At 72.3% G+C, this 12,376-nt stretch carries 12 protein-coding genes; 7 read left to right on the forward strand and 5 right to left on the reverse strand.

Annotated features, from left to right (window positions below):
- Positions 1–78 precede the first annotated feature (78 nt).
- Positions 79–1,116 carry a LacI family DNA-binding transcriptional regulator gene (locus WFH32_RS03635; protein WP_336706255.1) on the forward strand — a complete coding sequence of 346 codons (1,038 nt, stop codon included), beginning with the start codon at positions 79–81 and terminating at the stop codon, positions 1,114–1,116.
- Between the two features lie 199 nt (positions 1,117–1,315).
- Positions 1,316–3,121 carry a glycoside hydrolase family 13 protein gene (locus WFH32_RS03640; RefSeq protein ID WP_191795397.1) on the forward strand — a complete coding sequence of 602 codons (1,806 nt, stop codon included), beginning with the start codon at positions 1,316–1,318 and terminating at the stop codon, positions 3,119–3,121.
- Positions 3,122–3,217: 96 nt separating this feature from the next.
- Here WFH32_RS03640 and dusB read toward each other — a convergent pair whose 3' ends face one another.
- Positions 3,218–4,429: a tRNA dihydrouridine synthase DusB gene (gene dusB / locus WFH32_RS03645; RefSeq protein WP_404822001.1), complete on the reverse strand. Its 1,212-nt coding sequence runs from the start codon at positions 4,427–4,429 to the stop codon at positions 3,218–3,220.
- Between the two features lie 93 nt (positions 4,430–4,522).
- Positions 4,523–5,911 (reverse strand): glycine--tRNA ligase, encoded by a 1,389-nt coding sequence (locus tag WFH32_RS03650; protein WP_191795396.1) that lies wholly within the window; start codon positions 5,909–5,911, stop codon positions 4,523–4,525.
- A gap of 289 nt (positions 5,912–6,200) precedes the next feature.
- Here WFH32_RS03650 and WFH32_RS03655 point away from each other — a divergent pair, with 289 nt between their 5' ends.
- From WFH32_RS03655 to WFH32_RS03675, 5 genes are read left to right on the forward strand one after another with little or no spacing between them, the layout of a single operon-like run.
- Positions 6,201–7,211 (forward strand): metal ABC transporter substrate-binding protein, encoded by a 1,011-nt coding sequence (locus tag WFH32_RS03655; protein ID WP_336706256.1) that lies wholly within the window; start codon positions 6,201–6,203, stop codon positions 7,209–7,211.
- On the forward strand, positions 7,208–8,089 hold the full coding sequence (locus WFH32_RS03660) for a metal ABC transporter ATP-binding protein (RefSeq protein WP_191795394.1): 882 nt from the start codon (positions 7,208–7,210) through the stop codon (positions 8,087–8,089). The genes WFH32_RS03655 and WFH32_RS03660 overlap by 4 nt, the downstream gene beginning before the upstream one ends.
- 23 nt (positions 8,090–8,112) lie before the next feature.
- Entirely contained in the window at positions 8,113–9,018 is a 906-nt protein-coding gene (locus WFH32_RS03665) for a metal ABC transporter permease (RefSeq protein WP_191795464.1), read from the forward strand.
- Complete coding sequence (locus WFH32_RS03670) at positions 9,006–9,401, forward strand: Fur family transcriptional regulator (protein ID WP_191795393.1); 396 nt, start codon at positions 9,006–9,008, stop codon at positions 9,399–9,401. The genes WFH32_RS03665 and WFH32_RS03670 overlap by 13 nt, the downstream gene beginning before the upstream one ends.
- The gene (locus WFH32_RS03675) at positions 9,398–10,180 is read left to right on the forward strand and encodes a DedA family protein (RefSeq protein WP_336706257.1); all 783 of its coding nucleotides are present in this window, start codon (positions 9,398–9,400) and stop codon (positions 10,178–10,180) included. The genes WFH32_RS03670 and WFH32_RS03675 overlap by 4 nt, the downstream gene beginning before the upstream one ends.
- Before the next feature lie 5 nt (positions 10,181–10,185).
- Here the strand turns inward: WFH32_RS03675 and WFH32_RS03680 are convergent, their stop codons facing one another.
- The 3 genes from WFH32_RS03680 to recO form a co-directional block, all read right to left on the reverse strand.
- Complete coding sequence (locus WFH32_RS03680) at positions 10,186–10,563, reverse strand: VOC family protein (protein ID WP_336706258.1); 378 nt, start codon at positions 10,561–10,563, stop codon at positions 10,186–10,188.
- A 127-nt stretch (positions 10,564–10,690) separates the two neighbouring features.
- Positions 10,691–11,488 (reverse strand): isoprenyl transferase, encoded by a 798-nt coding sequence (locus WFH32_RS03685; RefSeq protein WP_138824115.1) that lies wholly within the window; start codon positions 11,486–11,488, stop codon positions 10,691–10,693.
- Positions 11,488–12,252 carry a DNA repair protein RecO gene (recO, locus tag WFH32_RS03690; RefSeq protein WP_138824114.1) on the reverse strand — a complete coding sequence of 255 codons (765 nt, stop codon included), beginning with the start codon at positions 12,250–12,252 and terminating at the stop codon, positions 11,488–11,490. The genes WFH32_RS03685 and recO overlap by 1 nt, the downstream gene beginning before the upstream one ends.
- Between the last annotated feature and the right edge of the window lie 124 nt (positions 12,253–12,376).

Consider the following 12,376-nt stretch of genomic DNA (forward strand, 5'->3'; position numbering starts at 1 on the left):
GCACCGCCTCCGGGACTGAGACATCCAGCCCGCGAGCAACCAGGACGAGGAGGTCCGGTGTCCCCTACACTCCCCCACGTGCGTACCCGTCTCACAGATCTGGCCGAGCAGGCCGGCGTCAGTACTGCGACGGTCTCGCGCGTCCTCAACGGCAAGGTCGGCGTCGCGAGCGAGACGCGCCAGGCCGTCCTCGCCGCGCTCGACCTCCTCGGGTACGAACGCCCGGAGAAGCTCCGCAACCGGTCGGCCGGCCTGGTCGGCCTGATCGTCCCGGAGCTGACGAACCCCGTCTTCCCCGCGTTCGCCCAGGTCGTCGAGTCGCTGCTCTCGGAGCACGGCTACACGCCCCTGCTGTGCACGCAGTCGCCGGGCGGCACCACCGAGGACGAGTACGTCGAGATGCTGCTCGACCACGCGGTCGACGGCATCGTCTTCATCTCCGGCCTGCACGCCGACACCCAGGCCAGCCACGAGCGCTACGAGCGCCTGCGCAGCCGCGGCATGCCCATCGTGCTGGTCAACGGCTACGCGCCGGGCGTGGACGCCCCGTTCGTCTCGCCCGACGACGTCGCGAGCGTCGAGCTCTCGGTGCGCCACCTGCAGTCGCTGGGGCACCGCAAGATCGGTCTCGCGATCGGCCCGGGGCGCTTCGTCCCGGCCCAGCGCAAGCTCGCCGGCTTCGCGGACGCCCTCGTGCGGCACGGCCTGGTCGACGACGCCGACCAGGCCTCCGAGCACATCGTGGTCACGCTCTTCACGGTCGAGGGCGGGCAGGCCGCGGCGGGTGAGCTCATCGACTCGGGGCACACCGCGATCGTGTGCGGCTCGGACCTCATGGCGCTCGGCGCCATCCGTGCCGCACGGTCGCGCGGGCTGCGCGTCCCCGAGGACGTGTCGGTCGTCGGCTACGACGACTCCCCCCTCATCGCGTTCACCGACCCGCCGCTCACGACCGTGCGCCAGCCGGTCGCCGCGATGGGACAGGCGGCCATCAGCGCGCTGCTCACGGAGATCTCCGGGGAGCGGGCCCCGCGCTCGGAGCTGCTGTTCCAGCCGGAGCTGATCGTGCGCGGGTCGACGGGCGCCGCGCCGAGCGGCCGACTCGACAACCCCTAGCCGTAAGCGCTTACACTCGGACGACGGCCCGACGCGACGACCTTCCTGTCGCACCTCGGTCGCCGTTCCGGTGATCCCCGAGGCGCTCTCGCGCCCGGATCCCCGCTCGGACCGTCGCACCGCAGCCGGCGCGACGACCCGTCGCCACCCAGAACTCGCAGCACCCAGCCACACCCCGCACAGTGAGGACCTGTACTCCATGTCTCGTATCGATTCGACCACGGCGACCGAGGTCGACTCCGCCACGGCGCTGACCGCCACCCAGCTCGTCCACGCGGCCCACGCGGGCCCCGGCGAGTGGTGGCGCGACGCCGTGATCTACCAGGTCTACCCGCGCTCCTTCGCGGACGGCAACGGCGACGGTATCGGCGACCTGCCCGGGGTGACGGCCCGCCTGCCGCACCTCAAGGCCCTGGGGATCGACGCCGTCTGGCTCTCGCCCTTCTACCGGTCCCCGCAGAAGGACGCCGGCTACGACGTCTCCGACTACCGCGACGTCGACCCGCTGTTCGGCACGCTCGCCGACTTCGACGAGATGCTCGCGACGGCCCACGGCATGGGCATCCGCGTCATCGTCGACGTCGTCCCGAACCACACCTCGGACCAGCACGCCTGGTTCGTCGAGGCGCTCGCCGCCCCCGAGGGCTCCCCCGCCCGTGCGCGCTACCTCTTCCGCGAGGGCAAGGGCGAGAACGGCGAGCTGCCCCCCAACAACTGGCAGTCCATCTTCGGTGGCCCGGCCTGGACCCGCGTGACCGCGGGCGCGGACGCGCACGTCGTGACCGGTGCCGAGGGCGAGGTGCCCGGCCAGTGGTACCTGCACATGTTCGACTCGACCCAGCCCGACCTCGACTGGACCAACCCCGAGGTCCGCGCCGAGTTCGAGGACGTCCTGCGCTTCTGGCTCGACAAGGGCGTGGACGGCTTCCGCATCGACGTCGCGCACGGCATGGTCAAGCAGGACGGCCTGCCCGACTGGGACGGCACCGTCTCGATGGTCGAGGGCACCGACACGGGCGCCCCCGAGGACGGCTCGACCGGTGCCGGCAACTCCGGCCCCATGTTCGACCAGGACGGCGTGCACGACATCTACCGCGCCTGGCACAAGGTCCTCGCCGAGTACGACGGCGACCGTGCCCTCGTCGCCGAGGCCTGGGTCGAGCCGCTCTCGCGCCTGGCCCGCTACGTGCGCCCCGACGAGATGCACCAGGCGTTCAACTTCTCGTTCCTCACCACGGCCTGGGACGCCGCCCCGCTGCGTGCGGTCGTCGCGGCCTCGCTCAACGCGTCCGACGAGGTCGGCGCACCCACGACCTGGGTGCTGTCGAACCACGACGTCGTGCGCCACCCCTCCCGCCTGGGCCTCGCCGAGCCGGGCCTGCGCCCCAACGGGATCTTCGCGCACGAGCCCCAGCCGGACGAGGAGGTCGGCCTGCGCCGCGCCCGCGCTGCGAGCCTGCTCATGCTCGGCCTGCCGGGCAGCTCGTACCTGTACCAGGGCGAGGAGCTCGGCCTGCCCGAGCACACCTCGCTCCCGAACGAGGTCCGCGAGGACCCCGCGTTCTTCCGCACCGAGGGCGCCGAGGCCGGCCGCGACGGCTGCCGCGTGCCGCTCCCCTGGGAGGCCGAGGCCCCGGGTCTCGGGTTCGGCCCCACGGGCCAGACCTGGCTCCCCCAGCCCGAGTCGTACAAGACCCTCGCGGCCGACGCGCAGTACGGCGTCGCCGGCTCGACGTTCGAGATGTACAAGGCCGCGCTCGAGATCCGCAAGGCCGAGAACCTCGGCGCGGGCTCGCTCGCCTGGGTCGACGCCTACGCGGACTCCACGGACGTCATCGCTTTCCGCAACGGCGACGTGGTCGTCCTGGCGAACCTGGGCTCCGAGCCCGTCGTCCTGCCCCGCGGTGCGCAGGTCCTGGTCGAGAGCGGCCCCACGGTCACCGACCGCAGCGCCGACCCGCAGGTCCGCGTCCCGGTGGACACCACGGTGTGGTTCCGCGCGTGACCCGGTAGCCCGGGCGGCTCGAGGCCCGCACGACGACGGCCCGGTGCCGGAGGACGTCCTCCGGCACCGGGCCGTCGTCATGCCTTCCGGCGGGTCTCAGCCGCCGGAGACGCTCAGCTCGGCCTCGCGCAGCTTCTCCTCGAACTCCTCGGAGAGCTCGCGCGAGTCGAGCCAGCCGTACGGCAGGTGGGGCTTCTTGGGCGAGCCGGCGCGTCCGCGCTGCCCCTCGGCGGCCTCTCCCGGGTAGGGCTGGTCGAGGTCGAGCGCGTCGAGCTTGCCGCGCAGCTCGTCGAGCGTCGAGACCATCGCGAGGCCCTGACGCGCCTCGCCGCCGACCGCGTACCCCTTGAGGTACCAGGCCATGTGCTTGCGCAGGTCGCGCATGCCCTTGCCCTCGTCCCCGCCGAAGTACTCGATCATGAGCTCGCCGTGGCGGTAGACGGTCTCGGCGACCTCCCGCAGGCCGGGCGTCACGCGCGCGTCCGAGCCGGAGAAGGCCGCGGCCAGGTCCGCGAAGAGCCAGGGGCGCCCCTGGCACCCGCGGCCGACGACGACGCCGTCGCACCCCGTCTCCCGCACCATGCGCACGGCGTCCTCGGCCGACCAGATGTCGCCGTTGCCGAGCACCGGGATCTCGGTCACGGTCTCCTTGAGGCGCGCGATGGCCGACCAGTCCGCGGTGCCGCTGTAGTAGTCGGCGGCGGTCCGCGCGTGCAAGGCCACGGCCGCGACGCCCTCGCGCTGGGCGATGAGCCCGGCCTCGAGGTAGGTGAGGTGGTCGTCGTCGATGCCCTTGCGCATCTTGATCGTGACGGGCACGTCGTACGGCTCGGCGGCCTTGACCGCGGCGCGCACGATCGAGGTGAACAGGTCCCGCTTCCACGGCAGCGCCGAGCCGCCGCCCTTGCGCGTGACCTTGGGCACGGGGCAGCCGAAGTTGAGGTCGACGTGGTCCGCCCGGTCCTCGCCCGCGATGATCTTCACCGCGGCGCCGACCGTCGCGGGGTCCACACCGTAGACCTGGGCCGAGCGGGTCTTCTCGTCGTCCTCGAAGGTGACGATGCGCAGCGACTCCTCGTTGCGCTCGACGAGCGCGCGGCTGGTCACCATCTCGGCGACGTACAGGCCTGCGCCGTGCTCGCGGCACAGCCGACGGAAGGCGGCGTTGGTCACGCCCGCCATGGGGGCGAGGACCACGGGGGTCTCGACGACGTGGGGCCCGATCCGCAGGGGCGGCAGCACGTGTCCGGTTGCGGGCGCCGGGGTCTCGGGCGCACGCGTGGCGTCGGAAAGGGTGGGGAGGGTCACCGGGCCATTCTCCCACCAACCCCGGGCAGGAGAAAAAGGGCCGCCGTCCACGGGTGGACGACGGCCCTTCTCCGGCCCCTGAGGGCGGGCGTGCTAGGCGCCGAGGAGGCGCGCACCCAGGTACGCGGTGACCTGGTCGAGCGCGACGCGCTCCTGCGCCATGGTGTCGCGGTGACGGATCGTCACGGCCTGGTCGTCGAGCGTGTCGAAGTCGACCGTGATGCAGAACGGCGTGCCGATCTCGTCCTGACGGCGGTAGCGGCGGCCGATCGCCCCGGCGTCGTCGAAGTCGACGTTCCAGAACTTGCGCAGCTCGGCGGCCAGGTCGCGCGCCTTGGGCGAGAGCTGCTCGTTGCGGCTGAGCGGCAGCACGGCGGCCTTGACGGGCGCGAGGCGCGGGTCGAGCCTGAGCACCGTGCGGACGTCGGTGCCGCCCTTCGCGTTGGGCGCCTCCTCCTCGTGGTAGGACTCGACGAGGAAGGCCATGAGTGAACGCGTCAGGCCCGCGGCGGGCTCGATGACGTACGGCACGTACTTTTCGTTCGTGACCGGGTCACGGTAGGTGAGGTCCTTGCCGGAGTGCTCGGAGTGCGTCTTGAGGTCGAAGTCGGTGCGGTTCGCGACCCCCTCGAGCTCGCCCCACTCGGAACCCTTGAAGCCGAAGCGGTACTCGATGTCGACCGTGCGGGTCGAGTAGTGCGACAGCTTTTCCTTCGGGTGCTCGTAGAGACGCAGGTTGTCGCGGTCGATGCCGAGGTCGACGTACCAGTTGGTGCGCAGGTCGATCCAGTACTGGTGCCACTCCTCGTCCGTCCCGGGCTCGACGAAGAACTCCATCTCCATCTGCTCGAACTCGCGCGTGCGGAAGATGAAGTTGCCCGGCGTGATCTCGTTGCGGAACGACTTGCCGATCTGGCCGATGCCGAACGGCGGCTTCTTGCGGGCCGCGCCGACGACGTTCTGGAAGTTCACGAAGATGCCCTGCGCGGTCTCGGGGCGCAGGTAGTGCATCCCGGACTCGTCCTCGACGGGGCCGAGGTACGTCTTGAGCATCATGTTGAAGTCGCGGGGCTCGGTCCACTGGCCGCGCGTGCCGCAGTTGGGGCACACGATCTCGGCGAGGCCGCCCTCGGGGGCGCGGCCCTTCTTCTCCTCGAACTCCTCGATCATCTGGTCCTCGCGGAACCGCTTGTGGCACGAGAGGCACTCGGTGAGCGGGTCGGTGAAGACGCCGACGTGGCCCGAGGCGACCCAGACCTCGCGCGGGAGGATCACCGAGGAGTCGAGGCCCACCACGTCGTCACGGCTCGTGACCATGGTGCGCCACCACTGCTTCTTGATGTTCTCCTTGAGCTCGGTACCGAGCGGCCCGTAGTCCCAGGCGGACCGGGTACCGCCGTAGATCTCGCCCGAGGGGAAGACGAACCCGCGCCGCTTGGCGAGGGAGACGACGGCATCGAGTCGAGAAGGCGCAGTGGCCACAGTTGATCACTCCAGGGAATCGTGCGTACCCCGCACGTGGCTTCGTGCGGGACGTTGCGGGACGCCGGTGCCCCGGTCGTCGCTGCGAGGAGGACGGGCCCTGGGCACCAACGTCCCAGGTTACTCGGTCTTTCCCGGCGCGGCGGCGCGCTGCGGGTGGCAGGGGGTGAGACGCAGGCCCGACGGCGAGCGGCGCCGTCGGGCCGGCGTGGACGCCCGGGCAGGGTGTCGGCCAGGCCACACCGACCCTTGTTGACATTCGTTATCAATATCAGTGACGATGGATGCCATGCCCCGCAACCTCCCCCGCTCCCGCGCTGCCCTCGCCACGTCCGTCGCCCTCGCGGCGGCTCTCAGCCTGACGGCCTGCGGCTCCGGGGGCACGTCGGGCGGCGGCGGGTCGGGCGGTGACGCCACAGGAGACACCCAGGTGCTCGCCTCGTTCTACCCCCTGCAGTTCGTGGCCGAGCGCGTGGGCGGCGACCGGGTCTCGGTCTCCAACCTCACGCCGCCCGCTGCGGAACCCCACGACCTCGAGCTCTCCCCCGCCCAGGCCCGCTCGATCGGCACGGCCGACCTCGTGGTCTACCAGTCCGGCTTCCAGGCAGCGGTCGACGAGGCCGTCGAGGCGCGCGACCCGGCGCACCTCGTCGACGCGACCCAGGCCGCAGGTCTCGAGGAGCACCCGGGCGAGTCGACCACGGCCGAGAGCGACTCCGCCGAGGACGAGCACGCCACGCACGACGACCACGCGGACGACGGGCACGACCACTCCTCGGAGGGTGGCCTCGACCCGCACTTCTGGCTCGACCCCGCCCGCCTGGTCCCGGTCGCGGAGCAGGTCGCGGCCGAGCTGACCGCGGTCGACCCCGACGGCGCCGACGAGTACGCGGCCAACCTGGAGACCCTCACGGCCGACCTGACCGCGCTGGACGCCGAGTACGAGGCCGGCCTCGCGAGCTGCGCGAGCCCCTACCTCGTCACGTCGCACGAGGCGTTCGGCTACCTCGCCGAGCGCTACGGGCTCGAGCAGGTCGGGATCACGGGGATCGACCCCGAGGCCGAGCCCTCTCCCGCCCGGTTGCGCGAGGTCGCCGACATCATCCGCGACCACGGCGTGTCCACGATCTTCTTCGAGACCCTCACGAGCCCCAAGGTCACCCAGACCCTCGCGCAGGACGTCGGCGTCCAGGCCGCGGTGCTCGACCCGCTCGAGGGCCTGAGCAAGGACGGGACCGACTACCTTGGCGTCATGCGGACCAACCTGGAGGCGCTGCGCACCGGCCTGACCTGCGCATGAGCACCTCACCCCTGACGTCTCCGGACCTCCCCAGGGCTTCCTCCGTGGAGCCCCCCGCGATCGAGGCCCGCGGCGTGCACGTGCGCCTCGGCAGCAGCGACATCCTGCGCGGCGTCGACCTCACGGTCGAGCGCGGCGAGGTCGTCGCGCTGCTCGGCGCGAACGGCTCGGGCAAGTCGACGCTCGTGAAGTCCCTCGTGGGCATCGTCCCGCTCGCGGCAGGCCACGTCCGGCTCCTCGGCTCCGACCTCGGCCCTCGGGTCCCCTGGGCGCACCTGGGCTACGTGCCGCAGCGCGTCTCGGCACAGACGGGCGTCCCGTCGACGGCCGAGGAGGTCGTCGCCTCGGGACTGCTGCACGGCCGCCGCATCCGCCTGCCGCGCGGCTGGCGCGCCACGGCGCGCGAGGCGCTCGACCGCGTCGGCCTCGCCGACCGCGCGCAGAGCGCCGTGCACGAGCTCTCGGGCGGCCAGCAGCAGCGGGTGCTCATCGCCCGCGCACTGGCGCGCAGCCCCGAGCTGCTCATCCTCGACGAGCCCGTCGCGGGCGTCGACCAGCCCAGCCAGGAGGCGTTCGCCGCGACGCTCACCGAGCTCACGCGCGGTGGCATGACGGTCCTGGTCGTCCTGCACGAGCTGGGCGCGCTCGCGCCCCTCATCCAACGGTGCGTGGTCCTGCGCCACGGCCTCGTGGTGCACGACGGCGAACCGCCGCACGCCACGGCCGCGCACGCCGGGCCCGACCACGAGCACCTGCACCCGCACGGGGACGACGCCGAGCACGGCGCCTCGGCCGGGATCGACATGGGCCTCATCGACGCCCCGCTCACGCACCACAACCCTGCCCCCGCCCGCATCGACCGTGGAGCCGCCTCGTGAACGCCCTCGACGAGCTGGTCGGGATGCTCTCCGACCCCTTCATGCAGCGCGCCCTGATCGCGGCCGTGCTGGTCGGCGTGACCGCTCCGGTCATGGGGACCTACCTCGTGCAGCGCAAGCTGTCGCTGCTCGGCGACGGGATCGGGCACGTGGCCCTCACGGGCGTGGCCCTGGGCTGGCTCGTCGGCGGCGCCATGGGCGTCGTGCCCGACGACGCGCTCGCCATCCCCGGCGCGGTCGTCGCGGCCGTGATCGGCTCCGTGATCATCGAGATCGTGCGCGAGCGTGGCCGCACGAGCGGCGACGTGGCCCTGGCCCTGATGTTCTACGGCGGCATCGCGGGCGGCGTCCTGCTCATCGGCGTCGCCGGGGGCAGCTCGGGCAACCTCATGCAGTACCTGTTCGGCTCGATCTCGAGCGTCTCCCCGACCGACCTGTGGCTGACCCTGATCCTGGGCGTGCTCATCCTCGCGGTCGGCATGGGGCTGCGTGCCGCGCTGTTCGCCGTGAGCTACGACGAGGAGTTCTCGCGGGCCTCGGGGCTGCCCGTGCGTGCCCTCAACATCGCGATCGCCGTCATCGCCGCCCTGACCGTGACCGTGGCCATGCGCGTCGTGGGCCTGCTGCTCGTGAGCGCGCTCATGATCGTGCCCGTCGCGATCGCGCAGCTCGTGACGATCTCGTTCCGGCGGACCATGGCGCTGGCCATGGTCATCGGCGTCGTGGTCTGCGTGGTCGGGCTGTCCGTCACGTACTGGCAGACTCTGTCCCCGGGGGCCACGATCGTCGTCCTGGCGATCGCCCTCTACGCGGTCGTGGCGGTCCTGCGACCCGTGCTCGTGCGGCGCAGGCCGCGCACGGCGCACGACCCGCACCCCGACATCCCCGACGACGTCCACGTGGAAGGTGGCGAGCGATGCAGCGCATGACCCGTCAACGGGCAGCGGTCTCCGAGGCTCTGGAGGACCTGCCCGACTTCCGCAGCGCGCAACAGCTCCACGAGCTGCTGCGCGCTCGCGGCGATGCCGTGGGTCTGGCGACGGTCTACCGCACCCTGCAGACCATGGCCGACGGCGGCGACGTCGACGTGCTGCGCACCGAGGACGGCGAGAGCCTGTACCGCAAGTGCGAGCGCTCCGAGCACCACCACCACCTGGTGTGCCGCTCGTGCGGCAAGGCGGTCGAGATCGACGGTCCGACCGTCGAGACCTGGGCCTCCCAGGTGGGCGCCGTCCACGGCTTCACGGACATCCAGCACACGATCGAGCTGTTCGGTACCTGCGAGGCGTGCCGCGCGAAGCAGGCGTCGTGAGCGTGTCGCTCCTCCTGGGCCCGACGGCGTCGCTCGCCTCCGCGCCGCACCTCGCGCGGGAGGTCGTCGCGGCGGCCGACGGGTCGACGGGGATCTTCACGATCGACGGCGTGCCGTACTGGATCATCTACGCCGCGGCCTTCGCGATCGTGTTCGTCCGTGCGCAGGCCACGTACTGGGTCGGTCGTGGCGTGGCCCGTGGCACGGGCAACACCCGGTGGGCGAAGCGCCTCGAGGGCGAGCGGGCTCAGCGGGCGATCGCCACGATCAACAGGTGGGGGCCCATCGCGGTCACGCTGTCGTTCTTCACCGTCGGGGTCCAGACCGTCATCAACCTGACGGCGGGCTACACCCGCATGCGGCTCCCGCGCTACCTCGCGGCGTTGCTCCCGGGGTGCGCCATCTGGGCCGCCATCTGGACGACCGTCGGGATCGCGGCGTTCAACACCGCCGTGCTGCTCGCGGCCGGCAGCCCCGTCGGCCTGGCCGTGCTCGTGCTGCTCGTGGTCGGACTCGTGGCCTGGATCGTCGTGGCCTCGCGACGCCGCCGCGCCCGCGCCGCGCACGGCGACGAGGACGCCGCGACCCCCGCGGCGCCGTCGGGCAGGGACGACGCCCCGACCGTGGCGACGGACGCGCCGTCCCCGACGACCGGGAGCAACCCGTTCGGCGACGTGGCCGACCTGCTGCTCGATGCGCCGGACGAGGGGCCCACGAACGCGCGTCGCACGCGCGGCGGCTCCTCGGGCCCCTCGGCGGCCCCCACCGAGCGCGACTGACGCTCTCAGGAGATCTCGGTCGCGCTCTCGTCGGGCTCGCCCAGGCAGAACTGGTTGCCCTGCGGGTCCGCGAGCACCGACCACCGGTAGCCGGGGATCGTGTGCTCGGCGACCAGCGAGGCACCGTCGGCCAGCAGTCGCGAGACCTCTGCCACGCGGTCTGCGGACGACGCGTCGAGGTGGATCTTGTTCTTGCCGGGCGTCGGGTCCTCGACCTTCTGGAAGCCCAGCACGGGGCCCTTGCCCTCGTGCGGCGGGACGACCTCGAGGAACCAGCCGTCGGCCTCGTCGATCACCTTCCCGCCCGTCTGCCGGGCCCACCACTGCGCCAGCGGGCGCGGGTCGGTCGAGTCCACCGTGACCATACCGATCGAAAGAGTCATACCCGGCAGGGTAGCGAGGGGCACCGACACGTGCAGGGCGCCGGTGCCTGCACGTCGAGGTAGAGGGCTCGCGTCGAGACGACGGCTCCGTCCCGACACCTGCCCTCTACCTCTGTGCCCGAGGACGTCAGGGGATGTCGGCCGACTCCGCCGACTTGTCGATCGCCCCGCCGTAGCGCCGGTCGCGGCTCGCGTACTCCTCGACCGCGCGCCACAGGCTGCGCCGGTCGACGTCCGGCCAGTGCTCGGGCAGGAAGACCATCTCGGCGTACGCGGCCTGCCAGATCATGAAGTTCGACGTGCGCTGCTCACCCGAGGACCGCAGGAACAGGTCCACGTCCGGCAGGTCCGGCTCGTCGAGGTACTTCGCGACCGTCTTCTCCGAGACCTTCCTCGGGTCGAGCCGGCCCGCCGCGACCTCCTGGGCGATCGCCTGCGCCGCGTCCGCGATCTCGGCACGCCCGCCGTAGTTCACGCACATCGTCAGGGTGCACGTGTCGTTGTCCTTGGTCAGCCGCTCGGCGTCCTCGAGCTCCTTGATGACCGAGCCCCACAGGCGCGGACGGCGCCCCGCCCACCGCATGCGCACGCCCCAGCTGCTCATCTCGTCGCGGCGACGGCGGATCACGTCCCGGTTGAACTGCATGAGGAAGCGGACCTCCTCGGGCGAGCGCTTCCAGTTCTCGGTCGAGAACGCGTACGCCGAGACGTGCTTGACGCCGATCTCGATCGCACCTGCCACGACGTCGAGCAGCGCGGCCTCGCCCGCCTTGTGGCCCTCGGTGCGCGGGAGCCCGCGCTCGTTGGCCCACCGGCCGTTGCCGTCCATGACGATCGCGACGTGGTTCGGCACGAAACGGGCCGGGATGTTCGGCGCCGTCGCGCCCGACGGGTGCGGCGGCGGCGGTTGGATCGGTCGCCCCATCAGGCCTCTCCCCCGGCCCGCGGGGTACCCGCGTCGTCTCGTTCCACCATCCGCAGTGATCGCAACGTTCTCTCCAGGTGATATTGGCTGTAGGCGGCCACGAGGCCGCTGGCTTCCTTGCGGTGGCGCACGTCCGACGCGTCCGCCACGTCCCACTCGCCCGCGAGCAGCGCCGCGAGCAGGGAGAAGGTCTCGGGGGCCGGGGACGTCGACCCCGGCGGCCTGCACCGTGAGCAGACCGCCCCGCCCAGGGCCACGGCGAACGACCGGTGCGGGCCTGGCTCGCCGCAGCGCGAGCAGTCGGTGAAGCTCGGTGCCCACCCGGCGACCGCGAAGGCGCGCAGGAGGTAGGAGTCGAGCACCAGGCCCGGCGCGTGCGCGTGCCCCGCGAGCGACCGCAAGGCTCCGGCGAGCAGCCAGAACTGCTGGACGGCGGGCTCCTTCTCGGCCTCGACGAGCCGTTCGGCCGTCTCCAGCATCGCGGCCCCCGCCGTGTACAGGCCGTAGTCCTCGCAGATCGCGCGCGCGTAGGGGCCCACGGTCTCCGCCTGCGTCACGACGTCGAGCGACCTGCCCACGTGGAGCTGGACGTCGACGAACATGAACGGCTCGAGCCGCGCCCCGAAGCGCGAGGACGTGCGGCGCACGCCCTTGCCCACGGCCCGGACCTTGCCGTTCTCGCGCGTGAGCAGGGTGACGATGCGGTCCGCCTCGCCCAGCTTCTGGGCGCGCAGGACGATCGCTTCGTCTCGGTAGAGGACCACTCCCCCATTGTCCGTCATGCCACCGACGTCCCGGTGCACGGTCCGCGTCCCGGCGACCCGGCCGCCGGGCCGACCGGCCACCCGGCGCGGACGTCACGAGACGCCGACGGGTCCCGCGCCGTCC

It is taken from the genome of Oerskovia sp. USHLN155 (genome assembly GCF_037145535.1).
In the GTDB taxonomy this organism is placed as follows: Bacteria; Actinomycetota; Actinomycetes; order Actinomycetales; family Cellulomonadaceae; genus Oerskovia; species Oerskovia rustica.

What these genes read in the sequence shown, in the direction of transcription:
- WFH32_RS03665 (WP_191795464.1), top strand. Translation starts at nt 8,113, where the DNA reads ATGCTCTCCGACCCCTTCATGCAGCGCGCCCTGATCGCGGCCGTGCTG.
- WFH32_RS03680 (WP_336706258.1), bottom strand. Translation starts at nt 10,563, where the DNA reads ATGACTCTTTCGATCGGTATGGTCACGGTGGACTCGACCGACCCGCGC.
- WFH32_RS03640 (WP_191795397.1), top strand. Translation starts at nt 1,316, where the DNA reads ATGTCTCGTATCGATTCGACCACGGCGACCGAGGTCGACTCCGCCACG.
- WFH32_RS03685 (WP_138824115.1), bottom strand. Translation starts at nt 11,488, where the DNA reads ATGGGGCGACCGATCCAACCGCCGCCGCCGCACCCGTCGGGCGCGACG.
- WFH32_RS03660 (WP_191795394.1), top strand. Translation starts at nt 7,208, where the DNA reads ATGAGCACCTCACCCCTGACGTCTCCGGACCTCCCCAGGGCTTCCTCC.
- WFH32_RS03655 (WP_336706256.1), top strand. Translation starts at nt 6,201, where the DNA reads ATGCCCCGCAACCTCCCCCGCTCCCGCGCTGCCCTCGCCACGTCCGTC.
- WFH32_RS03670 (WP_191795393.1), top strand. Translation starts at nt 9,006, where the DNA reads ATGCAGCGCATGACCCGTCAACGGGCAGCGGTCTCCGAGGCTCTGGAG.